Source organism: Mesorhizobium sp. M0991 (genome assembly GCF_040318915.1).
Taxonomy (GTDB): Bacteria; Pseudomonadota; Alphaproteobacteria; order Rhizobiales; family Rhizobiaceae; genus Mesorhizobium.
On the sequence record NZ_JAMYNE010000005.1, the window covers coordinates 199,877 to 222,522 of the forward strand.

Annotated in this window: 21 protein-coding genes; 7 read left to right on the forward strand and 14 right to left on the reverse strand. The window is 62.6% G+C overall.

Features of this window, described 5'->3' with window-relative positions:
• Positions 1–254 precede the first annotated feature (254 nt).
• Positions 255–677 carry a hypothetical protein gene (locus NKH70_RS10280; protein ID WP_352475654.1) on the forward strand — a complete coding sequence of 141 codons (423 nt, stop codon included), beginning with the start codon at positions 255–257 and terminating at the stop codon, positions 675–677.
• 143 nt (positions 678–820) lie between these two features.
• Here NKH70_RS10280 and NKH70_RS10285 read toward each other — a convergent pair whose 3' ends face one another.
• From NKH70_RS10285 to NKH70_RS10330, 10 genes are all read right to left on the reverse strand, one after another.
• Entirely contained in the window at positions 821–1,564 is a 744-nt protein-coding gene (locus NKH70_RS10285) for an amino acid ABC transporter ATP-binding protein (RefSeq protein WP_352913899.1), read from the reverse strand.
• Positions 1,565–1,589: 25 nt separating this feature from the next.
• Positions 1,590–2,264: an amino acid ABC transporter permease gene (locus NKH70_RS10290; protein WP_352913901.1), complete on the reverse strand. Its 675-nt coding sequence runs from the start codon at positions 2,262–2,264 to the stop codon at positions 1,590–1,592.
• The gene (locus NKH70_RS10295; RefSeq protein ID WP_352451492.1) at positions 2,261–2,932 is read right to left on the reverse strand and encodes an amino acid ABC transporter permease; all 672 of its coding nucleotides are present in this window, start codon (positions 2,930–2,932) and stop codon (positions 2,261–2,263) included. The genes NKH70_RS10290 and NKH70_RS10295 overlap by 4 nt, the downstream gene beginning before the upstream one ends.
• 121 nt (positions 2,933–3,053) lie before the next feature.
• Positions 3,054–3,842, reverse strand: a complete 789-nt coding sequence (locus NKH70_RS10300; protein ID WP_023720608.1) for an ABC transporter substrate-binding protein — start codon at positions 3,840–3,842, stop codon at positions 3,054–3,056.
• A 111-nt stretch (positions 3,843–3,953) separates the two neighbouring features.
• Complete coding sequence (locus tag NKH70_RS10305) at positions 3,954–5,117, reverse strand: saccharopine dehydrogenase family protein (protein WP_353025198.1); 1,164 nt, start codon at positions 5,115–5,117, stop codon at positions 3,954–3,956.
• Entirely contained in the window at positions 5,114–5,617 is a 504-nt protein-coding gene (locus NKH70_RS10310) for an Lrp/AsnC family transcriptional regulator (protein ID WP_352467630.1), read from the reverse strand. The genes NKH70_RS10305 and NKH70_RS10310 overlap by 4 nt, the downstream gene beginning before the upstream one ends.
• Before the next feature lie 317 nt (positions 5,618–5,934).
• Positions 5,935–6,978 carry an acyltransferase family protein gene (locus tag NKH70_RS10315; protein WP_352913906.1) on the reverse strand — a complete coding sequence of 348 codons (1,044 nt, stop codon included), beginning with the start codon at positions 6,976–6,978 and terminating at the stop codon, positions 5,935–5,937.
• Positions 6,979–7,186: 208 nt separating this feature from the next.
• Positions 7,187–7,912 (reverse strand): 3-keto-5-aminohexanoate cleavage protein, encoded by a 726-nt coding sequence (locus NKH70_RS10320; protein WP_352913908.1) that lies wholly within the window; start codon positions 7,910–7,912, stop codon positions 7,187–7,189.
• Positions 7,913–8,087: 175 nt separating this feature from the next.
• On the reverse strand, positions 8,088–11,288 hold the full coding sequence (locus NKH70_RS10325; protein ID WP_353025201.1) for a tetratricopeptide repeat protein: 3,201 nt from the start codon (positions 11,286–11,288) through the stop codon (positions 8,088–8,090).
• Positions 11,289–11,325: 37 nt separating this feature from the next.
• Entirely contained in the window at positions 11,326–13,416 is a 2,091-nt protein-coding gene (locus tag NKH70_RS10330; protein WP_352913912.1) for a tetratricopeptide repeat protein, read from the reverse strand.
• Positions 13,417–13,552: 136 nt separating this feature from the next.
• Between NKH70_RS10330 and NKH70_RS10335 the strand changes: the two genes are divergently transcribed.
• Entirely contained in the window at positions 13,553–14,296 is a 744-nt protein-coding gene (locus NKH70_RS10335; RefSeq protein ID WP_352913915.1) for a 2OG-Fe(II) oxygenase, read from the forward strand.
• 30 nt (positions 14,297–14,326) lie between these two features.
• On the opposite strand, the gene NKH70_RS10340 is transcribed toward NKH70_RS10335, so the two are convergent.
• Together NKH70_RS10340 and NKH70_RS10345 are read right to left on the reverse strand one after the other, a co-directional pair.
• A complete protein-coding gene (locus NKH70_RS10340; protein ID WP_353025202.1) occupies positions 14,327–15,682 on the reverse strand; it encodes a sigma-54-dependent transcriptional regulator in 1,356 nt (451 codons plus the stop codon).
• Positions 15,683–15,688: 6 nt separating this feature from the next.
• Positions 15,689–17,548, reverse strand: a complete 1,860-nt coding sequence (locus NKH70_RS10345; protein WP_353025203.1) for a sensor histidine kinase — start codon at positions 17,546–17,548, stop codon at positions 15,689–15,691.
• A 234-nt stretch (positions 17,549–17,782) separates the two neighbouring features.
• Between NKH70_RS10345 and NKH70_RS10350 the strand changes: the two genes are divergently transcribed.
• From NKH70_RS10350 to NKH70_RS10370, 5 genes are all read left to right on the forward strand, one after another.
• Complete coding sequence (locus NKH70_RS10350) at positions 17,783–19,114, forward strand: dicarboxylate/amino acid:cation symporter (protein ID WP_352913921.1); 1,332 nt, start codon at positions 17,783–17,785, stop codon at positions 19,112–19,114.
• Between the two features lie 96 nt (positions 19,115–19,210).
• Positions 19,211–19,393 carry a hypothetical protein gene (locus NKH70_RS10355; protein WP_352913923.1) on the forward strand — a complete coding sequence of 61 codons (183 nt, stop codon included), beginning with the start codon at positions 19,211–19,213 and terminating at the stop codon, positions 19,391–19,393.
• Between the two features lie 189 nt (positions 19,394–19,582).
• Positions 19,583–20,650 carry a glycosyltransferase family 2 protein gene (locus NKH70_RS10360; protein WP_352913926.1) on the forward strand — a complete coding sequence of 356 codons (1,068 nt, stop codon included), beginning with the start codon at positions 19,583–19,585 and terminating at the stop codon, positions 20,648–20,650.
• Positions 20,651–20,802: 152 nt separating this feature from the next.
• Positions 20,803–21,081 carry a type II toxin-antitoxin system RelE/ParE family toxin gene (locus tag NKH70_RS10365; protein WP_352913927.1) on the forward strand — a complete coding sequence of 93 codons (279 nt, stop codon included), beginning with the start codon at positions 20,803–20,805 and terminating at the stop codon, positions 21,079–21,081.
• A gap of 26 nt (positions 21,082–21,107) precedes the next feature.
• A complete protein-coding gene (locus NKH70_RS10370; RefSeq protein WP_352455430.1) occupies positions 21,108–21,416 on the forward strand; it encodes a HigA family addiction module antitoxin in 309 nt (102 codons plus the stop codon).
• 42 nt (positions 21,417–21,458) lie between these two features.
• Here NKH70_RS10370 and NKH70_RS10375 read toward each other — a convergent pair whose 3' ends face one another.
• Positions 21,459–21,746: a DUF982 domain-containing protein gene (locus NKH70_RS10375; protein ID WP_352718200.1), complete on the reverse strand. Its 288-nt coding sequence runs from the start codon at positions 21,744–21,746 to the stop codon at positions 21,459–21,461.
• 89 nt (positions 21,747–21,835) lie between these two features.
• Positions 21,836–22,642: an ABC transporter permease gene (locus tag NKH70_RS10380; protein WP_352913931.1), complete on the reverse strand. Its 807-nt coding sequence runs from the start codon at positions 22,640–22,642 to the stop codon at positions 21,836–21,838.
• Between the last annotated feature and the right edge of the window lie 4 nt (positions 22,643–22,646).

A 22,646-nucleotide genomic window follows, 5' to 3' on the forward strand; every position in this document is an offset into this window, starting at 1 on the left:
CGGCCGGAGAGGGGTCTTTGGCAGCGAGGGCCTTCGCAAGAACGAAATGTCTTTGATGTCGGGACAAGGTCGCACGCAATGACATGGTCAGCGCAATTCCCCCTCTCCGTCTCGGCGACCCGAGTGGTTTGTGAAACTCGCTAGCCGCGAGCGAGACTGAACTAACTCGGAAGGTCAGTTGACTCTTCGCCGCAACGGCCCATCGTTGATTGTTGGCCTACCTTTCCGACCAACTTTTGAACAGGGAGGAAACAATGGAAGCCGTCAATCGTAGATCCACAATTGCACTCGGCCTTACACTGGCCGCAACGCCTCTGATCGCTTGGGGGACACCAGCAGCCGCCCAGACTTACGGCCCCGATGAGGGCAAGGAGGTCTCACCCGGCGTCAGAGTTGTAGCGCTTGGTGAGCGCAAGTCGGTCATACCAGCCTATGCAACGGTGAAGCTGCGCGATGTTGTCATTCAGCCCGGAGCGAAGACGACTGACAACATGATGAAGAACGACATGCTCTGCCACATGACTGAGGGAGAACTTTCGGTCGTTCACAACAAACAAAAGTTCACAGTCAAGAAGGGCGATGTTTGGGCCTGCGCTAATGGCGCTACGACAGAAGGCACCCAGAACACGAGCAGTGCGGTCGCGATCATGCGGGTCATCGATTTGATGCCAGCATAAGGGAAGCGGCTGGTGGAAGTGCGGCAATGGCCGCCCTAAGAGGAAGCCCGGCGCGCATCTGTCGTATTAGGGAACGTCCAGCGAAGGGCCGCTTTCCACCCATCTCGGGCCATCGGCGGCAGCCAACTGATTGAGTTTGAGCCCTAATGCCGCAGGATCTTGCTCAGAAAGGCGCGGCTGCGATCGGTCTTGGGGTTGGAGAAGAACTCGTCCGGGGTGCCGCTTTCGACGATGGCGCCGGCGTCCATGAACACGACGCGCTGGGCGACCTTGCGGGCAAAGCCCATCTCGTGCGTCACCACCATCATGGTCATGCCTTCCTCGGCCACCGCGACCATGACGTCGAGGACTTCCGAGATCATCTCGGGATCGAGCGCCGAGGTCGGCTCGTCGAACAGCATGATCTTGGGGCGCATGCCGAGGCAGCGCGCGATCGCCACGCGCTGCTGTTGGCCGCCTGAGAGTTGCGCCGGATAGGCATCGACCTTGTCGGCGAGGCCGACCTTGGCGAGCAGCTCGCGCCCGGCCTTTTCGGCCTCGGTGCGTGGGATCTTGCGGACATGGATCGGCGCCAGGGTGACGTTCTCGAGCGCCGTCTTGTGCGGGTAGAGGTTGAACGACTGGAAGACGAAGCCGATCTCGGTGCGCAGCCGCGTCATGTTGGTGGCGGGGTCGCCGAGGCGCTGGCCGTCGACCATAAGGTCGCCGTCGCGGATCGTCTCCAGCCCGTTGATGCAGCGGATCAAGGTGCTCTTGCCCGAACCGCTCGGGCCGCAGACGACGACCACTTCGCGCGGCTCGACGCTCAGCGTGATATCCCTGAGCACGTTGAGCTGGCCGAACCATTTGTTGACGCCGCGAAATTCGATCATGCCGGTTTTGGTCATATTGCCGGACCCTTGGGGTTCGATGTCACAACTGCACCTCGCCATGCGCCGCGCCCATGCGTTGCTCCAGCCGGCGGGCCAGCATGATCAGGGGGTAGCAGACGATGAAATAGCCGAGGCCGACGAGGAAGAAGACCAGCAGGCCGTTCGGCACACGCTGCACCACCAGCCAGCCGACGCGGGTGAGGTCGGTGAGCCCGATCGCCGAGACCACCGAGGAATCCTTGATCAGCAGCACATATTGCCCGACCAGCGGCGGCAGCACGATGCGCATCGCCTGCGGCAGCACCACCTGGCGCATGCGCTGCCAGCGCGACAGGCCCGACGCCAGCGCCGCCTCGACCTGGCCATGCGGCACCGAGCGGATGCCGGCGACGACGATCTCGCAGATGAAGCAGGCGGCCAGATTGGTCAGCGCGATAATGCCGGCGGTGAAGGCGTCGAGCTCGATGCCGAGCTCCGGCAGGATGAAGAAGATCAGGAAGATCTGCACCAGGAACGGCGTACCGCGGATCAGGTCGACCCAGGCGCCGATCGCGCCGCTGATCAGCCGGTTGCCGCCGGTGCGCAGGATGCCGAGGCCGAAGCCGAGCAGCGTGCCTAGCACCAGGCTGATCAGCGACAGCACCACGGTCATGCCGAGGCCGCGCAGCGCGAGGGGATAGCTGCCGGCGATGCTTTGCAGCTGCTGCCAGATCATGTCCGTGCCCCCGCCAGGCCGAGCCAGCGCCCGGAGAGCGCCGCCAGCCCCTTCAGCCCGTAATAGAGCAGCAGGTAGAAGGCGGCGATGGTGATGAAACCTTCGGCCGGCATGAAGCGGTCGGAGGCGAGCAATTGTCCGGCGCGCGTCAGTTCGGCGACCGAGATCAGCGACAACAGCGCGGAATCCTTGACCAGCACGATCGCCTGGCCGAGCAGCGGCGGGATCGTCACCTTGAACGCCTGCGGCAGGATGACTAGGCGCATGCGCTGGACATAGGTCATGCCCGAAGCGACGCCGGCCTCGACCTGGCCGCGCGGGATCGACAGGATGCCGGCGCGGATGATCTCGGCGACATAGGCGCCGCTGTTCAGCGACAGGGCCAGGATGCCGACGACGAACTCGGGCAGGACGAAGCCGAGCCGCGGCAGGCCGAAATAGAGGAAATAAAGCTGCGCCAGCAGCGGCGTGGCGCGCACCGCGTCGATATAGGCCTTGGCCGGGACGCGGAACAGCCGGCCGCGCTGCAGGTTCATTGCGGCGAGCACGATGCCGACGGCGAGCGCGCCGGCAAAGGAGAGGACAGACAGCCACACCGTCGTGACGAGGCCCTGCCCGAACAGGGGCAGATATTCGACGATGGTGCGGAAGCTGAAGTTTTCGAGCATGGGTGGGGCGGTGAATGGTGAATGGTGAATGGTGAGTAGTGAGTAGCGAATAGCGAATAGCGAATAGCGAATAGCGCTTACTGATCCCTACTCACTATTCACTATTCACTATTCCCTCTACTCAGTGATCCTTCTTCCAGGCGTCGGAATTGACCCAGTAGTCGAGGTTCTTCTGCAGGCGGCCGTCTAGGCTGACCTGGTCGAGGAACAGGTTCATCCAGGTCAGCAGGTCCTGCTCGTCATAGCGCGTGGCGAAGGCCAGCGGCTCCTTCGACAGCATGTCCGGCATGATGATGAAGCTGCCGGCCGGATAAGCGGTCGACTGGCCCTTGACCGCCGAGACGTCGTTGACGCCGCAATCGGCCTGGCCGTTGTTGACTGCGTCGAGCAGCAGCGGGCCGCCGCCCTTGTAGCTCTTGATGTCGGCATCGGGGAAGGCGGCCTTGGCTTCCTTCTCGCCGGTGGCGCCGAGCAGCACCGCGATCTTGGTGCCCTTGGCCTTGCAGTCCTCGGTGGATTTGAAGGCGGTCCCAGCCTTGGTGAAGACGGTGCTGCCCGTGTACATGTAAGGCTTGGTGAAGGCGACCTTCATGCCACGCGCCAGTGTCGGCGTCATGTCGGCGACCAGAAGATCGGCCTTGCCCGACAGCAGCGCCGGGATCAGGCCATCCCAGTCGAAGTCGAGGAAGGTGATCTTGACGCCCATTTCCTTGGCCATCAGTTCGGCGAGTTCGACCGAACTGCCGGTGCGCTCGCCGGCGGCGCCGACCAGCGAGAAGGGCGGTCCTTGCGTCTGCACCGCAACGCGCAACTCGCCGCGCTTGGTGATCTCGTCGAGGGTTCCGGCACTGGCGGCGGCGGTGAGGCCGGCGAGCGCAAGTCCGGCGATGAAAAGCTTGGCAATCTTCATTTGGGCATTCCTCCTTGTTGTCGTTTGTTGTTCCACTTGTTGTTTCACCCCATCGAGGTGCTTTTTGAGCGGCAGCGCCGTTGCCGGCGGCGACCACCGTTCGAAAATCCTTCAGTCCCAGCTCACCGTTTCGGCGACCTTGATGCCGCGCCTTGCCAGTTCATCGAGGAAGCGGCCATCGGGCACATGCAGCAGCGGATTGAGCAGGCCGGGCGCGGCGATCTCGCGCCGTGCCAGCATCTGCGCCACGATGCTGGCGGGATAGCCGACGCCGAGGCTCATGCCGAACAGGCCGGAGGCGAGGTCGCGTTCGATGACCAGCTCCGAGGTCACCGTCTTGCGGCGGCCGCCTTCGCTGCCGACAAAGACGTTGCGCATGACGCAAAGGTCCTTCTCATCGGCGCCATATTGCAGTTGCGGGCCAAGCAGCCGGCCGAGAAATTCGCGTGGGCTGACGCCGGTGCCGGGCACCTTGTCCTCGGACAGGAAGCCGAGCTGCTTCAGCGGCGCCCAGAACGCCGACCAGCCCGGCCAGCGCAGCGAATAGCGGCCGGAGCGCTGCAGCCCCTTGGCGGCGGCGAGCATGCCGGCATAACGCGGCGCGTCGCCATTGGGGAAGGCTTCCAGCCTGCCCAGCCCGGCGATCTCGATGTCGTGGATGAAACGATTGTCGTGCTGGCGGGCGGCCGGCACATCGACCCGTTTGCCGTCCTCGACCAGCACGCTGTCGCGGTTCTGGCTGACCAGAACCATGTCGAAATTCCAGCTCACCTTGTAGCGCAGCGGCTCGACCACCGCCTTCGGCTCGGGAATGCCGCCGCAGTAGGAATCGATCGCGGTGATGGTGTCGAACTGGCTTGCGGCGCGCGCGTAGAGCACAAGGTCGATGCCGGGGTCGAGCCCGCATTCGGTCACGATCGACACGCCAGCCTTTTCGGCCTCTAGCGCCAGATCGGCGATGGTCTTGCCGTAATTGGTGGTGACCAGCGGCGTGCGCGTCGCGATCGCCGCCTGCACCGCCTCGCGCATCAGCGGCTGCGGCAACAGGTCGATGACCGCGTCGATGTCCTTCATCACATCGGCCAGCACCGGACCGATCGCGCCCTCCGGCACGACAAAACGCACCCGGGCAAGGTCGGTAAGGCCGCCAAGCCGCGCAGCGCCGTCGGTTGCAGTGTCGACGCAGACCACTTGCTCGACGCCGTCGCTGGCAACGAGGTCAGCGATCGCCGCCCGGCCTTGCAGGCCGAGGCCGCCGAGAACCGCGATCTTCATGCCATTTCCTTCCGCGTATCGTCCGACCAGCAGCCTTCCGGCAGGCTGACCCATTTGTTGCAGGACGCCATGACGACGAAGGTCTCGCTGCGCACGACTTCGCCCGGCTCGCCGGCGCCGGGGATCAGCTCGCTGGTGACGCGGTAGAGATCGGCGACATCGCCGGCCACGGTTACGTCGACGATGATGTCGAAGCGCCCGGTGACGACGGCGGCCGAATTCACGAAAGGCAATTCCGAGATGCGCTGCGCCAGTTCTCGCGCCCGGCCGCGCCCTTGCGCGTTGATACCGACGATCGCCGAGATCAGCTCGGGGCGTTCGGTCAGGTTGAGCAGCCCGACGATCTTGAGCAGGTTGCGGTCGAGCAGATTGCGCAGCCGCATGCGCACCGTCGGCACCGAGATCGCCATCTTCTCGGCAAGGCGGTTGACGCCAAGCTGCGCATCCTGCGACAGCAGCTTGACCAGTCGCCGGTCGGTCTGATCGAGATGTTCCCGCAAACGCTCACGCTTTCATAAAGGGAAAGAAACGATTGGATTTTCTTTCGGATATGAAAATACCTTATGAGAGATTTTTAACAACGGCAAGAGCCATGTCATCCGCCATGGTTCTGTGCCTGTCGGCAGTTTCGTCGCAGGCGCCACATTTTGTTCTTGCTTTGTGCCGGCAGCTATGCTACTAATTTGGGTATGGTGCCAATTGGCTCCAACGACCCGTCCGCCCGAGGCGGGTTTTTTGTTTCCGGATCTTTTGAAGGTTCAGCGCCGCCGGTTTAAGGTTGGCGGGACAGCGTCGTTCTGCGGGGCGCAGCCGCAATTCATGCCTTCACCTGACGGGCGGAAAGGCTCATCCGCGAAATGGCCAAAAGCGGCTTTTCAACAAAACCGTAGCTGGCCAGGGAGACGGCAATGCAGGCTGCGACAATAACCATGCCTGCAAGCCATGGTGATACGCTGACGCTTGCAACGACAGGAGCGGTCGCAAGCAGCACGATAGGATGGGTCAGATAGAGAGAGTAGGAAGCATCACCCAACCTTGCCAGCACGCGAGGAGCAAAAAGCCGGAAGTAGCTTTCCAGGCTGATGCAACCCGCGACAAGGATCAACGCCGGGATTCCCTGAGCGAGGGTTCGCGGCAAGTTGAAGCCAAGTACCATCACCAGCATGGACACGATGGCGAACACGATTGCCGAGACACCCGGGACGGCAGGCAAACGCGCCAGTCTGCCGACCAGGTGGCCGAGAGCCATGCCGGCAAGGAACTCAAACAGGATTGGCGTGGTATAGAAAAACAGCACAGTGTCGGCGGCGGGTTTGAAGATGATGCGCGCCGCCACGGCGATTGCAAAGACAACGCCGACCGCGGCCATTTGCGTCAACCTGCCAAAACGCATAGTCGCCGCGAACAGAATGTAAAACAGGATTTCTAGATTGAGCGTCCAACCCACCCCAAGCACCGGTTGGACATAGCCTGTGACCGTATCGAGATAGGGTATGAAAAGCAGGCTATTGCTGATCTGCTCAAGAGACACTGCACGACCGGCAAACAACCAAAGTGCGGCGACCATGAGGAAGGTCATGACCCAATAGAACGGAACGACGCGCGTGAACCTCTGCATCAAAAAAGCACGGTGATCGCGACGTCTGTTCTCCGTCGAGAGAACCATGACAAAACCACTGATGACGAAAAACAGATCGACGCCACTGTTTAGAACGGGAATACGCAGATCGAGCATGCCCAGTGCGGCCGGAAGATGATAGATAACAACCATGAGGGCTGCTAGCCCGCGCAGGACCTGTATCGATGTATATTGTTGAACCCGACGCGGCGCAGCGCGATCATTCTCTGGGATGATGTTCATCAAAAAATGGTCCCCGGTGCGGGGGAGCATTAACACATGCGATCGTTGATGTGCTGATTAATTGCTGGTTTCATTAATACATAAAGTTTTATATAAGTTTTACTGACGTTAGCGTGCCGCCACACTTGAGTTCGCCGACTTTGGCCTGCCTCGTTGCCAAAATTTGGCATCTTCCTGTGAAGAGGAGAAGATTGGCCGTTTCCCCGCGCTAACGACGGGTCTCGAAGATAGCGACGGCTGCCGCTGTCAGCGCGGCGTTACCGGATGCTACCGTTCCATCAGGAAGCTCCTTGCCGTCTTCCAGTCCGACACGCGTCGACCAGCCACGCACCGCCGCCCGGTGCACGAAAGGCCAGACCGTGGCGTCGGCGCCGTGCAGCAGGATCGCCCGGCGCATCCCGGCGCCGTCGAGCACGGCGGCGATATCATCGCTGATCTCCAGTGCAGCGTCCGGCTCCTGCTCGGAGATTTCGATCAGGATGCGCAGCACGCGGTTGCCATGGTCGAGGCTCACCAGAAGCTCGGCATCGGCGACCGAGGCGAGCCCGGCCTCGATGCCAATGCCGCGCTGGCGCAGACGCTCCATCACGGCGGGCGCGGCGTCTTCGCTGAGATTGACCGAGGCATAGTCGGGCAGCTCGCTCCAGCCGGCGATCGCGGCCAGCGTCCGCTCGTCGTCATTTTCGATCCAGGCGCCGGTCGACACGCCGATCAGCGTTCCAGGGCAGGCGCGACGAAGCGCTAGCACAGTCTGGTCCATCGTCACCGGCGCAAGACTTTCGCGGCCGTCCAGCCCGCGGGCATGAACATGCAGTTCGGCGGCACCGGCGGCGACGCAGGTCGCACCGTTGCGCGCCATGGCTTCGGGATCAAGCGGCAGTCGCGGGTGGAAATCGGCGCTGCGCGCACCATTGATGCAGGTCTGGACGATCATGCTAGGGGCAGTCCGGTTGCGGTTGCTGCCAGTCTAGCGCGGGGCGGCGGAGACTGGAATCGGCAGTGGCGAAGGCTCATGACGGATGGCCGGCCTGGATCAGTCGGGCAGGGTGCGTCTCTATCGCCTTGTTCGCCAACGATCTTCTCGGCAAAAGAGACGGTCGTTTGCAGAGTTATGGCGGCACGCCCAGATCGTGCAGCGCACTCATGGCGGCTCGGTATTCGACAAAATCCCTGGGACAATCGCTAGCGGCGAGCCGGTAAAGCCGTAAGGCTTCCTCGCTATGCCCCTGGAGCCGGCTAAGCTCGGCCGTGTAGAAATTCGTTTCGCAGACTTGTCCGGTTCTCTGGGCCAGGCCCACAGCACCAGCATCCGAAAGCGCTTCGGCGGGCGTCTTTTCACCCAGCAGCATGCTGACCAGCGGTGCCGGCCACTTCGTCATGTCGAGCTTGCTTTTCGCTTCCTTCAAATGGCTCGCCGCGCCGTTGCGCCGCGCGGCAATATCAAGCCAGATGGCAAAATAGGCATTGTCGGGCGTGAGAGCGGCCGCCTGTTCGAAATCCGCCTGCGCGTTCGCCATCGCGCCGGAATAGAGATACAGGATGCCCCGGCCGGCATAGGTAGGGGCGTCTTTCGGATCGAGGTTGATTGCTTTGCCATAGTCGGCGATAGCGCGGTCGTATTGGTCCTTTGCCGTCCAGGCGATGCCTCGGTTTTGGTAGCTCTTGACAAGTCTCGGATCGAGGCTGACGGCGCGGTCGTAGTCGGCGATGGCAAGGTCGTATTCGCCTTTCCTGCTCCAGGCGAAACCTCGGTCGTTGTAGGCGATCGCCTTTGTCGGGTCGAGCGTGACGGTCCGGCTGTAGTCGGCGATCGCCCGGTCGTTGTCGCCTTTTTCCAGCCATGCCTCGCCGCGCCTGTAGCAGGCGAGCGTCAGTTTCGGATCGAGGCTGATCGCCTTATCGAAATCGGCGATAGCCTTCTCGGCATCACCCTTGGCAACCCACGTTATGCCCCGGTTGAAAAATGCAGAAGGATCTTTTGGATCGAGGCCGATGGCCTTGTCGAAATCGGCAATGGCGCCGTCATTGTCGCTCCTTCCCGCACGCGCGATTCCACGATTGGAATAGGAAAAGGTATTTTTCGCGTTGAGGCCGATCGCCTGGTCGTAGTCGGCGATGGCACGGTCGAACTCGCCCTTTGCCGCCCACACCAGTCCTCGGTTGTTGTAGGCATCGATGTTCCCGGGGTCGGAGCTGATCGCCTGGTCGTAATCGGCCATGGCACGGTCATTGTCCCCCTTGGCGAACCAGGCTATGCCCCGATTGTAATAGGCGCTTGAGTATTTTGGATCGAGGTTGATGGCTTGTCCGTAATCTTCGAAGGCGCGGTTGACGTCGCCTTTGCGCGCCCAGGCCATCCCCCGGTTGTTGAAAGTCTCGGCACGCTTCGGATCGAGATCGATCGCTATGTTGTAGTCGGCGATGGCGCGGTCATTGTCGCCTTTCTTGAACCACACGAAACCCCGAGCGCTGAAAGCATAGGTATCTTTCGGGTCAAGACTGATCGCCTTGTCGAGATTGGCCATCGCCTCGTCGAAATCGCCCCTGTCGGTATCTATCATGCCCCGATGCAGATAGGCGTCGGTCCGACCCGGGTCGATGGTGATCGCCTGGTTGAGGTCGGCCAGCGCACGGTCCCTATCGCCCCTGTCCGCCAGGGCTGCACCTCGATTGGCGTATGCGGCGGCGTATTTCGGATCGAGGCGGATCGCCTCGTCAAAATCAGCGATGGCCTTGTCGGCCTCGCCCTTTCGCCACAAGGACATGCCACGGTTGTTGAAGGGCATCGCGCCTTTCGGATCGAGACCGATGGCCCGGTTGGAGTCCTCAATGGCGTGATCGTCCTCCCCCTTCCTGGACCAGGCCTCGCTACGGTTGACGTAGATTTTCGGATTTGTCGGATCGAGCCTGATCGCCTGGGCGTAATCGGCAATGGCACTGTCCGCATCGCCCCTTGCAAGCGAGGCGATGCCTCTGTTGAAATAGGCATTGCCAAGGTTCGGATCGAAGGTGATCGCCTGGCTGTAATCGGCGATGGCACGATCGATGTCGCCCTTGTTTGCTCGGGCCAGACCCCGGTTTGAATAGGAGATGGCGTGTTTCGGATCGAGTCTGATCGCCTGGTCGTAGTCGGCGATGGCGCGGTCGAAATCGCCCTTCGCCGACCATGCTATTCCCCGGTTGTTGTAGGCGTCGACATATTTCGGATCGAGCGCGATGGCCTGACCATAGTCGGCGATGCCGCCATCGGCGTCACCTGCGTCGGATCGGGCCGCACCTCGCGCGTAGTATGCGACGGCGAGTTTTGGATCGATGCCAATCGCCTTGCCATAATCGGCTATGGCGCGGTCATGGTCCCCCTGGTTGGCCCAAGTGACGCCTCTGCTGTAATAGGCTGGTGCAAATGTCGGATCGAGGCTGATGGACATGTCGAAGTCGGCCAGCGCCTGGTCATGGTCGCCCTTGTTCGACCAGGCGAGGCCCCTGTTGTAGTAGACGCTAGCATCCTTCGGATCGATCGCGACGACCTTATCGTAGTCGGTGATGGCGCCGTTAAAATCGCCGTCCGTCAGCCGGGCGTTGCCGCGCCGGTAGTAGGCATGCGCGTTTTTCGGATCGAGGCTGATTACCTTGTCATAGTCGGCCAGCGCGCGCTCCTCTTCGCCCTTGCTGGTCAACGCATCGGCGCGGCCATTCAGGGAACCGACGTCATTCGGGTTGAGCCTGATGGCCTGATCGAAGTCGACTATCGCGCGATCGTCGTCGCCTTTGCGTGACCATATCAGCCCGCGATTGTGGTAATTTCTGCCGTCTCCGGGATTGAGGCTGATTGCCCTGTCATAGTCGGCCAAAGCCCGGTCGTTCTCGCCCTTGAAGGTCCAGGCGACGCCGCGGTTGTAGTAGGCATCGCCATATTTCGGATCCAGGCTGATCGCCTTGTCCAGATCGGCGATGCCCTTGTCGTAGTCGCCCTTGAAGACCCAGCTGATGCCCCGGTTATAGTAGCCGCTGGCGACGGTCGGGGCGATGCCGATGAACGCGCTGTAGTCGGCAATGGCGCGGTCATAGTCGCCTCGTTCCGTTAGGGTATTGCCGCGCTTGAAATAGGCAATACCACGGTTTTCGACGGGCTCTGTCGCATCCTCGATCATGCGCGTGCAGGCGGCGATCCGCGTGCTTGCCTCGACCTCGTCATCGCTGACGCAGTCGCTGCTGGCAGCCAGCGCCGGAAGCCCCGTGACAAGCAGGAGGATGAGACCAGCCAGCGTGCGCCAGAAAAACCTGTGCCGTTCTCTAACCGGTCCGGTCAATTCGCTCCTCGGCCATCAAAAGTCTCGGAAGTTGTCTTCACGGAACCGCGCCCAACTCGTGCAGAGCGGCCTTGGCCGCAGCGTATTCGTAATAGTCCCCAGGGCAATCGTTGGCGGCGACCCGGTAGAGCCGCAAGGCTTCGTCGTCATGGCGTTGCAGCCGATCAAGTTCGGCGATGAACAGGTTCGCCTCGCACGAATTGCCACGCTTCTTGGCTGGGTCGGCGTCGTCGGCAGCCGCCGATACCTCGGCCGGCGTCAATTCTCCAAGCAGCATGCGAACCGCTGGCGCCGGCCATTTGGTCATATCGAGCTTTTCTGTCGCTTCCTGCAGGTGGCCCACCGCACCGTTGCGCCGCTCGGTCACCTCCAGCCAGATCGCAAAATAGGCATCGTCGGGCTTGAGCGTGGCCGCGTGTTCGAAATCGGCTTGCGCCTTGGCCAGCGCGCTCGAATAGAAGGAGAGAATGCCGCGGCCAAAATAGGCATAGGCATATTTCGGATCGAGGCTGATTGCCCGATCGTAGTCGGCGGTCGCGCGGGCGTAGTCGCCCTTTGCCGACCAGACAACACCCCGGCCATTGTAAGCACGGGCGTCTTTCGGATCGAGGCTGATCGCCTTGTCGTAGTCGGCAAGGGCGCGGTCATCGTCGCCCTTCTTGTGCCAGATACGGCCTCGGTACCTGAAGGCTTTGGCATGTACTGGATCGAGCATAATCGCCTGGCTGTAGTCGGCGATGGCACGGTCATCGTCGCCCTTGTGTGCCCAGGCATTGCCTCTGTTGTCGTAGGCAGTTGGGTCTTTAGGATCGAGCGTGATCGCCTGGCTGAAGTCGGCGATGGCGCCGTCATAGTCGCCCTTGTCAGACCAGACGAGGCCCCGGTTGTACCAGGCATCAACGTTTTTTGGGTCGAGGCTGATTGCCTGTGTGTAGTCGGCGACAGCGCGGTCGTCGTCACCCTTCTTCTTCCAGGCAATGCCACGGTTGTTGTAAGCGGTGGCGTCCTGGGAATCGAGGCCGATCGCTTGGTCATAATCCGCGATGGCGCGGTCGTAATCGCCCTTGTGTTTCCAGGCAACGCCTCGATTGTTGTAAGCACTAGCGTCCTGAGGATTGAGGCCGATCGCTTGGTCATAATCCGCGATGGCGCGGTCGTAGTCGCCCTTGCGTGCCCAGGCCAGGCCTCTGTTGTAGTAGGTGCTGGCCTCTTTCAGACCTAGGCCGATTGCCTGATCGTAGTCGGCAATGGCACGGTCATTGTCGCCCTTGCGTGCCCAAGCGATGCCACGATCTCCATACGTGTCGGCATGTTTCGGGTCGAGGCTGATCGCACGATCATAGTCTGCAATGGCGCGGTCATAGTCGCCTTTTAGTACCCAGACAGCACCACGATTGCTGTAGGCTTTGGCGTCTTTCGCATTCAGTCTGATCGCCTGTTCGTAGTCGGCGATGGCTCGGTCGTATTCGCCCTTCTGTTTCCAGGCAACACCACGGTTGTTGTAGGCCCCCGCATTTTTAGGATCGAGGCCGATTGCCTGGTCGTAGTCGGCGATGGCACGATCGTAGTTGCCCTTGTCTGCCCAGGCGTTGCCCCGGTTGCTGTGGGCATCGGAATGCTTCGGATCGAGGCTGATGGCCTGATCATAGTCTGCAATGGCGCGGTCGTAGTCGCCCTTGTGCTCCCAGGCGACACCTCGGCTGTTGTACGCCTCGGGGTTTGTCGGGTCGAGGCTGATCACCTGGCCAAAATCGGCGATGGCGCGATCATTCTCGCCCTCTTCGACCATTGTGGCGCCTCTGACATAGTAAGCGCCGGCGAATTTCGAATCGAGGTCGATCGCCTGGCCCAAATCTGCGATCGCACGGTCGTAGTCGCCTTGTGACGCCCGTGCCTCGCCGCGCTTGTAGTAGGCAGTCGCGCGGTTGGCCACAGGCTCCGTGGGATCCTCGATCATGCGCGTACAAGCGGGAATCCGCACCGCCGGATCGACCTCATCGTCGCTGACGCAGTCGCTGCTGGCGGACAAGGCCGGGAGCATCGAGACCAGCATGACGACGAGGCAAACGAGGAATTGCCGGACTGCCCCGTCCCTTTGTCGAACCCGTCCGATCAAATCGCCCCCCATCGCGGCAAGCCCCGCTGCATTGTATTCAACGAAGTCCCCGAGACAATCGCTAACGAGTTCACCCGGCAAGAAACGGGTGGTCCGCGCGCGTCGTTTCACCCATCTCAATGACAGAGAAGCCACAGGAGGCGAAGCCATGACCATCCATTCGATAGGCGCGAAAGCGGCGGAGAAATCGGCGGAGGCGCGCGTCGCCGCCTATGATTGGCGCAAGCTCACCGATGAGCTGAGCGGCTATGGCTGCGCGGTGATGGAAAAGCTGCTGACGCCGCAGGAGTGCCGGCAGATCGCCGGGCTCTATCCGGACGAGAGCCATTTCCGCAGCCATGTGCACATGGCGCGGCATGGCTTCGGCAAGGGCGAGTATCGCTATTTCCGCTATCCCTTGCCCCATCTGATCGGCGGTTTGCGCACCGCGCTCTATCCGCGCCTGGCTGCGGTCGCCAACGATTGGAACGAGCGCATGGGTATCGCGCAGCGCTACCCCGACGAACACGCCGCGTTCCTCAAGCAATGCCACGAGCAGGGCCAGACGCGGCCGACGCCGCTCCTGCTGCAATACATTCCCGGCGACTTCAATTGCCTGCATCAGGATCTCTATGGCGATCTGGCGTTCCCGCTGCAGGTGGCGATCCTGTTGTCCGAACCCGGCAAGGATTTCACCGGCGGCGAGTTCGTGTTGACCGAGCAACGTCCGCGCATGCAAAGCCGCGCCGAGGTGGTGCCGCTGCGCCAGGGCGATGCGGTCGCCTTCGCGGTCCACAATCGACCGGTCCAGGGCAGCAAGGGCAATTACCGCGTCAATCTCAGGCACGGCGTCAGCCGGCTTCGCTCCGGCATGCGCCACACCGTCGGCATCATCTTCCACGACGCCAAATAGCCGAGCCGTCCGGTCAAGGCCCGGCGGCGATTACCTGGAAAAATCGCTGCGCACGATGCCGTGGCGCTGGAGCTTGTCGTAGAAGGTCTTGCGCGGAATTCCCAACGCTTCGATCGTGCGCCTGACGTCGCCGTCGTTGCGGCCAAGCGTCTCGCGGATGATGTCGGCCTCGTAGCGCTCCAGCCGCTCCGGCAGCTTCATTGCGGTGTTCGGCTGGGTCGGGGCAGGGCGTTGTGCTTCGGCGCCTTCCTCCAATCCAAGCACAAACCGCTCGGCGAAATGCGCCAGTTCGCGCACATTGCCCGGCCAATCATGGTCGCTGAGATGGCGATGGACCACGGCCGGAACTGGCGGCACTGGGCGGTGGAAGCGGGCGGCGGCGCGCTCGGCGAAATAGAAGAACAGCAGGGCGACATCTTCGCGGCGCTCGCGCAGCGGCGGGATCGAGATCGTCACCACGTTGAGCCGGTAGTAAAGGTCCTCACGGAAAGCGCCGCGCTGGCACGGATCGCCGAGATCGACCTTGGCGGCGGCGACGACGCGCAGGTCGACTGGCCGCACCTCATTGGTGCCGAGCGGCGTGACCTCGCGCATCTCCAGCACGCGCAGCATCTGCACCTGTGTCGAGACCGGCATGCTTTCGATCTCGTCGAGGAACAGCGTGCCGCCGCTGGCATGCTCGATGCGGCCGATCCGTTTCTTCTGCGCGCCGGTGAAGGCGCCGGCCTCATGGCCGAACAACTCGCTCTCGATGACCGTCTCCGGCAGCGTGCCGCAATTCAGCGCAACGAAATTGCCCTTGGCGCGGCGGCTCCAGCGATGCAGAAGACTTGCCACCACCTCCTTGCCGGAGCCGGTCTCGCCGGTCACCAGCACATCGACATCGGTGTCGGCGATCTGACGCAGTGTGCGGCGCAGCCTGTCCATCGCCGGGGTCTGGCCGATCAGCGGCAAGCCGTCCTGCGCCTCTCCGGCCGCCTCGCGCAAGGCGCGGTTCTCCATCACCAGGCGGCGCTTTTCCGCCGCGCGACGCACGCTCTGCACCAGCCGGTCGGCGGCGAAGGGCTTTGTGATGAAGTCGTAGGCGCCGTCCTTGATCGCGTTGACGGCCATGGCGATGTCGCCGTGGCCGGTGACGAGGATGACGGGAATGTCCGCATCCAGCCGCAGGACACGGTTGAAAAGCTGCAAGCCGTCGATCTGAGGCATGCGGATATCGGACACCACGACGCCGGCAAAACCGGCGTCGAGCCCGGCCAGCGCCTCGGCCGCGACCGCAAAGGCCGAGACCGAGAAGCCGGCAAGCTCCAGCGTCTGCGCGGTGGCCTTGAGGAGATCGCGGTCGTCGTCAATCAGGATCACCGGCGCGGCATTGTCGTTCGTCATAATGGCTTACGCTGCTGTCTGGAGATGAATGGTGAAGCGGGTGCCGCTGTCGTCGCTCGAAACTTCGATGCGGCCGCCATAATCGGCAACGATGTCCTTCGAGATGACGAGGCCAAGGCCAAGGCCTTTTTCCTTGGAGGTGTTGAACGGCGTGAACAGCGATTTGAGGATCCCTGGCGGAATGCCCGGTCCGTTGTCGGACACGGCGACCGTCACGCCGTCGGCGGTCTCTTCGACCGATACCTGCACATGAGCGTCGTCGCGGCCGTCGAGCGCCTCCAGCGCGTTCTGGAAGAGGTTGATCAGCACCTGTTCGAGCCGCACCCGATTGCCCATGACCTTGAGGCTCGGCGGCGGCAGGTCGATGGCCAATGCGTCGAGCCGGCCGGCAAAGCGGCTCCTCAAGAGCACGACCGCGCCCTCGATGACACCACGTAATTCGACAGGCTCGGCGGCGGTGCGGCCCTTGCGGGCAAATGCCTTCAACTCCTCGGTGATTGAGCCGATGCGTTCGGTAAGGGCTGCGATGGCGCCGAGGTTTTCCTCGGCCGGCCCGGTCTGCTTGCGGTCGAGGAAAGTGCGGGCATTGTCGGCATAGGCGCGGATGGTGGCGACCGGCTGGTTGATCTCATGGGCGACGCCGGCGGCGACCTGGCCGAGGATGGCGAGGCGGTTGGCCTGGACCAGATCCTGCTGCACCACCTGGAGTTTTGCCTCCGTGTTGCGGTGGCCGGTGATCTCGGCCTGCAGCCGGTCGCGGGCTTGGCTCAGATCCTCGGTGCGTTCGACGACGCGGCGTTCGAGCTCGGTGCGCGCCGCCTGTTCGGCGGCAATCCGCATCTGCGCCGACTGCCGGCGCCACAACAGATAGGCGGCCAGGCCGAGCAGCGGGACGACGACGCCGAGCGCAAGGAGACGCATTTCGCGGACGGCAGCGGCGATCGACGCTTCAGCCGGGACGAGATAGTCGAGCCGCCATGGGGTCGAAGGAACCGGCGTTGAAAGGCTGAGATACTCTGCGTCGCTGCCGCCCGGCGTCACCGCGTGGACGATGGACACATCCGGGCTGAGCGCCTGCGGGTGCATGATCGGCAACGGCACAAGCGGCGCGTCGCCGAACTGTTGGCTGTCGCGGATCGCGGCTTGCTCAGGTGCGGCCAGCGGCGCGGTTGTCATGAAGCGCCAGGACGGCACGCTGGTGATCAGTACGACGCCATTCTCGTCGCTGACATAGGCCGGGCGGTTTGCCTCGCGCCAGTTGGCTTCGAGCTGGTCGAACTCCATCTTGACGACGACGACGCCGAGCGGTGCGCCTGCATCGCCGACGCGACGCGAAATGTAGAGGCCGGGGCGCTTGCTGACATTGCCGAGCGCAAAATATTCGGCGGTTCCGGCCTGCATCGCGCCGGAGAAATAATCGCGAAAACGGTAGTCATTGCCGACGAAGCTGATCGGCTCGCGCCAGTTGCTGGAGGCGATCGCCAGCCCGTCGGTGCCGACAACATAGAGCACCGACGCTTTGGTGCCGGAGACCAGCCCCTCGAGCTTGCGGTTCAGCACATCGATTGCCGCGGCGTTTTTCTGCGTCAGCGCATCACGCACTTGCTGGTCTGTGGACAAAAGCAGGGGTAGGGCGCGCGGGCTTTCGAGCACGGCGCGCAGCAGCGCGACCTTGAGATTGGCGTCGGTACGCCCCTGCGCCGCCAGGGTGCCGACCTCGGCGGTGCGGCCGTAAAGGCCGGCGCCGTAGAGCGCTGCCGTGACGATCAGCAGGGCGACGGCCGCAAACAGCAGCCAGGCTCGGCGCGCCCGCCTGGCGAGTTGCTCGGGCGTCGAAGACAAGGCACCGGCGGGGCGTTGCAGCATCGCCCATTTGTGCATGAACTCGCACAAAACACAATTCGACTATGCGGAGATTCGCACTTGTCTATGCGTCCGGCACTGCAGTCGTTTGCGAATGTTCAACAAAATCAATGACGAAGAACTCTTGTGCGTATTTGGCACGGCTGTTGCAAACACGAATTCAGCAGTCGCGAGGCTGCTGGTCAAACAACTGCCCCGGGGAGTCGAGCTTTCGATCGGGGCGCCATGGAGGACGTCATGCAGACAGCAATCGCTGCCGCCGAGCCGCGCGGCAAACTTCCCTTATACCGGCATCTTTATGTGCAGGTGCTGGCGGCGATCGCCGCCGGCGTGCTGCTCGGCCATTTCTATCCGGAAACCGGTGAGGCGATGAAGCCGTTCGGCGACGCCTTCATCAAGCTGGTCAAGATGGTGATCGCGCCGGTGATCTTCCTGACGGTGGCGACCGGCATCGCCGGCGTTTCCGACCTGCAGAAGGTCGGCCGCGTCGCCGGCAAGGCGATGATCTATTTCCTGGTGTTCTCGACGCTGGCGCTGGTCGCCGGCCTGGTCGTCTCCAATGTCGTCCAGCCCGGCGCCGGCATGCACATCAATCCGGCCACGCTCGATACCACCAAGGTGACGGCCTATGCCGAGAAGGCGCACGACACAACCATCGTCGGCTTCCTGATGAACATCATCCCCGACACCATCACCGGCGCCTTCGCGCAGGGCGACATCCTGCAGGTGCTGTTCTTTTCGGTACTGTTCGGTGTCGCGCTGGCGCTGGTCGGCGATCGCGGCCGTCCGGTCGTCGATTTCCTGCAGGCGCTGACCACGCCGATCTTCCGCCTCGTCGCCATCCTGATGAAGGCCGCGCCGATCGGCGCGTTTGGCGCCATGGCCTTCACCATCGGCAAATACGGCATCGGCTCGATCGCCAATCTGGCCATGCTGATCGGCACGTTCTACCTGACCGCGCTGCTGTTCGTGCTGGTGGTGCTCGGCGCCGTCGCCCGCTACAACGGCTTCTCGATCCTGGCGCTGATCCGCTACATCAAGGAAGAGCTGCTGCTGGTGCTCGGCACCTCGTCCTCGGAAGCGGCACTGCCGGGCCTGATGGCCAAGATGGAGCGCGCCGGCTGCAACCGCTCGGTGGTCGGCCTGGTCATCCCGACCGGCTATTCCTTCAACCTCGACGGCACCAACATCTACATGACGCTGGCGGCGCTGTTCATCGCGCAGGCGACCGACACGCCACTCACCTACGGCGACCAGATCCTGCTGCTCGCCGTCGCCATGCTGAGCTCCAAGGGTGCCGCCGGCATCACCGGCGCCGGCTTCATTACCCTGGCGGCGACGCTCTCGGTCGTCCCAACCGTGCCGGTCGCCGGCATGGCGCTGATCCTCGGCGTCGACCGCTTCATGTCGGAATGCCGGGCGCTGACCAACTTCATCGGCAATGCGGTGGCGACGGTCGTGGTAGCGCGCTGGGAGGGAGAACTCGACCAGACGAAGTTTGCCGCTGCCATGGCCGGCGACTTGCCGGAGGAAGTCGACCTGTCGCTGCCGGGTTTGCAGGCCGCCTGACTGTTTAGGCCACATGACTATAAGCCCGGAGCCGGTTCGCCGGCTCCGGGGCAAAAGCACCGGCGGTCGCGGCATGCCGCCTGAACGCAACCTGAAGTGGCCCTGTTTTCGACGCGGGGCTTGTTCCAGCCGCATTTGAAGGCCAGTATCCGCCATGCCTTCATGGCACCTGTCCGCTTCGCTCCCGACCTGATCGCGAGGCGAGACATTTCCGTCGGGCTCGGTTGCGACATCACCTTGGCCGAACCGTCGGAGCTTTTGCTGCCGCCGACCCCCTGACCATGGCAGCAGCCCTCGAAGGCAATGGCGGCCTCAATACGAAGTCGCAAAGCGAAACGTGACCCGTCTCCTCTTGGAAAGCGCAAGCTTTTCCCCGGGGAACTCGTCGCGCGCCAAGAGGGGCGCTTGAAGAGGGGCGGGCCCATGAGGGCCTTTGCCGAACCAAAGCAAGATGCGAGGTCAAACGCGATGCAGTCTGTCCAAAACAGGATTCCGGTATCCATCATCATCCCGAACTACAACTATGCGCGGTTCCTCAAACGCAGCATCGACAGCGCCCTCGAGCAGGACTACGCGGATGTCGAGGTCATCGTCGTCGACGATGCATCGCAGGACAATTCCACTACAATCATGGAATCGTATCGCGACGAGATCCTCGCATGCCCGCGAGCGCAAAATGGCGGACACGCGGCGGCGTTCAACACCGGCTTTGCGGCGAGCTCGGGCAAGATCATCCTGTTCCTCGACGCCGACGATTATCTTTATCCGACCGCCGTCTCCACCATCGTGGAAACCTGGGACGAGGCAACCGCCCAGGTGCAGTCCAGACTGCATATCGTCGACGAAGGGCAACGCATCAAGGATGTCTTTCCGCCGCCCGAACTGCCCTTCGACAGCGGCGACGTGATGCCGAAACTGCTACACAAGGGCCGCTACCAGACGACCGTGACCAGCGGATTGGCCTTCGACCGCGCAACCCTGGAATCGATCATGCCGATACCGGAGCCGGAGTTCCGCCAGGGCGCCGACGGCTATCTGGCAACGCTGGCGCCAATGTACGGGCACGTCCAATCGATCGACGAATGCCTCGGCGCCTACCGGATCCATGGCGCCAACCATTCGGTCTTCGGTGAAAAGCTCGCCGAGCGGGCACGCTGGCGGGTAACTCACGATTTCCGCCGCATGCAGGCGCTGTCGGACCAGGCCTCCGGGATCGGCCTGACCATCGTGCCGTCGGATGCTGTCCGCCACGATCCGGTCCACCTGGAAGAGCGGCTGGCGTCGCTTTGCGCGGACAGAGACCGACATCCTGTGGCCGACGATTCCCGGCTGGCGCTCGGGGCGGCCGGCGCCGTCGCCAGCCTCGAAATGACCGCATCCCTGCGGCGGCGCGCCATCCTTGCCGCCTGGTTCCTGTCGGTCGGTGTGTTGCCGCGGAAAATGGCGACCGCGATCCTGTCGTGGAAGCTTGATGCATCGTCGAGGCCGGCATTTTTGAGCCGCCTGTCCAAGAGAATCCGCCACGCCATGGGATAGCGGATGATGCCGTGACATAGGTCCGCAGGTATTCGGCTGGCCCGGCCCAGCGTCCAGCGGGCGTGGCTATTGCCTCCGATGGGCTCGGACCATTCTGTAAATTATTTGCTTACACCTGCTTGACCCGCGTAAGCAATATGCTTACATGTCGTATGATCAAGTCGTTCAAGCACAAGGCGCTGGCGGACCTCTTTCAAACCGGAAAGACCGGGAAGATCGACGCTAAGATGCATAAGCGCATCCTTGTCCGGCTTGACCGTTTGGAAGTCTCGGAAAGGCCTGATGACATGGACCTGCCCGGCTTCGACTTCCACGCTTTGAAGGGCTTCGACCCGACCCGCTACACGGTGCATGTCAACGGGCCGTGGTGCATCACATTCGAATTCGACGCCAATGATGCCGCCCGCGTCGATTTCGAACAGTACCATTGAGACGGCTTAGATTGGAGAAATCGATTATGAGCGTGTATGAGCCGATGCGTCCGATGGAGCGCTGCCCATCCCACCCTGGGGCGCTGCTCGACGACATTATCCCGGCAACCGGAAAGACCAAGGTGGAAATCGCCAATCTGCTCGGAATCTCGCGCCAGCAGCTCTACGATATTATCCGCGAAAAGAAGCCGGTGTCGCCGGCCGTCGCGGCGCGTCTTGGAAAGATGTTCGGCGACGGCGCCGCGATCTGGCTCAGGATGCAGGCCGCTTACGATGCGTGGCACGCGGAGCGCGAGGTCGACGTCAGCGCCATTCCAAGGCTCCATGCTGCCTGAGATGCAATAAAATCCGCCGAACCACCGAGGCTCACAAATCGGTCACGGCCCCTGCTGCCGGGATCGGCCCTCGGGTTCGACGGCTCGCTCGACCAGGACATGCGCCTCCCGCGCGGCCTCGACGAACGCATCCCTGGCGGCTTCGGTCCAGCGGTCGTCGCTCATGGCGCGGCGGCATGTGCGCAGTGCCAAGCCGTGTTTGGCGCTGCCGGCGTCGCGCCAGTGGGCTTCCAGCAATTCGACAGCCTGCCGTGCGTTGGAAATGTTGCGGATATCTCCCACGATGCCGACCGCAACCGCAACCGGCTTGGAAAACCATCCTTGATTCATGGCGAAGCCTTCGACGTGTTGAACTACCTATAACGAAAATCGTAGCGCAAGGTTTCATTCGCGCCAGTCACCGCGGCGTGAGGCCGCCCTCACTGCGCCGCGCGCAGCCTGACCACGACGCTGCGCGCCACAAGCACCAGCACGGTGATGACGATCAGGATCACCGAGAGTGCGGCGATCGCCGGGTCGATGTTGTCGCGCAGGCCCATCCACATCAAGCGCGGCAGCGTGATGGCGTTAACCGAGGTGATGAACAGGGTGACGCCGATCTCTTCCCAGGACAGCACGAAGGAGAGCAGTGCCGCGGTGACGATGCCGAACTTGATGTTGGGCATGATGATACGGGTGGCGCGCTCCCACACGGTCGCGCCGAGGCCGCGGGCGGCAAGATCGATGCGGCGGTCGAGCTGGCTGAGCGATACCAGTATCAGCACCGTGGCAAAGGGCACCGTCATCACCGCATGCGCCATGGCGACACCGAGCCAGGTGTCGTAGCCGAAGAACGACGAGAAACCCGAGATCGAGGTCAGCAGGAAATAGAGCGTGATCGCCGAGACCACCGGCGGCACCACCATCGGCAGCAGCACGAAGCCGACGAGAGCGGCGGTGAAGCGCGGCTGGAACATCCAGACACCGAGGCTGAAGCAGAGCGCCAGCACCGTGGAAAAGGCGCTGCTGACGACGCCGATCCTGATCGAGAGCAAGATCGAATTGATCCAGCGCGGATCCTCGATCAGCGCCCGGTAATGGCGCAGCGACAATTCGCCGGACGGCATCGCCAGCATCCGGCTCGGCGTCAGCGATACCGGGATGACGGCGAGCAACGGCAACAGCAGAAACAGCGCGACCAGAGCGGCGAGGACCAGCGAGACGGGACCGGGGCGATAGGTCGGCATCGCG

What these genes read in the sequence shown, in the direction of transcription:
- NKH70_RS10280 (WP_352475654.1), top strand. Translation starts at nt 255, where the DNA reads ATGGAAGCCGTCAATCGTAGATCCACAATTGCACTCGGCCTTACACTG.
- NKH70_RS10370 (WP_352455430.1), top strand. Translation starts at nt 21,108, where the DNA reads ATGAGCGTGTATGAGCCGATGCGTCCGATGGAGCGCTGCCCATCCCAC.
- NKH70_RS10315 (WP_352913906.1), bottom strand. Translation starts at nt 6,978, where the DNA reads ATGAACATCATCCCAGAGAATGATCGCGCTGCGCCGCGTCGGGTTCAA.
- NKH70_RS10380 (WP_352913931.1), bottom strand. Translation starts at nt 22,642, where the DNA reads ATGCCGACCTATCGCCCCGGTCCCGTCTCGCTGGTCCTCGCCGCTCTG.
- NKH70_RS10320 (WP_352913908.1), bottom strand. Translation starts at nt 7,912, where the DNA reads ATGATCGTCCAGACCTGCATCAATGGTGCGCGCAGCGCCGATTTCCAC.
- NKH70_RS10305 (WP_353025198.1), bottom strand. Translation starts at nt 5,117, where the DNA reads ATGAAGATCGCGGTTCTCGGCGGCCTCGGCCTGCAAGGCCGGGCGGCG.
- NKH70_RS10290 (WP_352913901.1), bottom strand. Translation starts at nt 2,264, where the DNA reads ATGATCTGGCAGCAGCTGCAAAGCATCGCCGGCAGCTATCCCCTCGCG.
- NKH70_RS10375 (WP_352718200.1), bottom strand. Translation starts at nt 21,746, where the DNA reads ATGAATCAAGGATGGTTTTCCAAGCCGGTTGCGGTTGCGGTCGGCATC.
- NKH70_RS10285 (WP_352913899.1), bottom strand. Translation starts at nt 1,564, where the DNA reads ATGACCAAAACCGGCATGATCGAATTTCGCGGCGTCAACAAATGGTTC.
- NKH70_RS10365 (WP_352913927.1), top strand. Translation starts at nt 20,803, where the DNA reads ATGATCAAGTCGTTCAAGCACAAGGCGCTGGCGGACCTCTTTCAAACC.
- NKH70_RS10340 (WP_353025202.1), bottom strand. Translation starts at nt 15,682, where the DNA reads ATGACGAACGACAATGCCGCGCCGGTGATCCTGATTGACGACGACCGC.
- NKH70_RS10295 (WP_352451492.1), bottom strand. Translation starts at nt 2,932, where the DNA reads ATGCTCGAAAACTTCAGCTTCCGCACCATCGTCGAATATCTGCCCCTG.
- NKH70_RS10300 (WP_023720608.1), bottom strand. Translation starts at nt 3,842, where the DNA reads ATGAAGATTGCCAAGCTTTTCATCGCCGGACTTGCGCTCGCCGGCCTC.
- NKH70_RS10335 (WP_352913915.1), top strand. Translation starts at nt 13,553, where the DNA reads ATGACCATCCATTCGATAGGCGCGAAAGCGGCGGAGAAATCGGCGGAG.
- NKH70_RS10330 (WP_352913912.1), bottom strand. Translation starts at nt 13,416, where the DNA reads ATGGGGGGCGATTTGATCGGACGGGTTCGACAAAGGGACGGGGCAGTC.
- NKH70_RS10360 (WP_352913926.1), top strand. Translation starts at nt 19,583, where the DNA reads ATGCAGTCTGTCCAAAACAGGATTCCGGTATCCATCATCATCCCGAAC.
- NKH70_RS10350 (WP_352913921.1), top strand. Translation starts at nt 17,783, where the DNA reads ATGCAGACAGCAATCGCTGCCGCCGAGCCGCGCGGCAAACTTCCCTTA.
- NKH70_RS10345 (WP_353025203.1), bottom strand. Translation starts at nt 17,548, where the DNA reads ATGCTGCAACGCCCCGCCGGTGCCTTGTCTTCGACGCCCGAGCAACTC.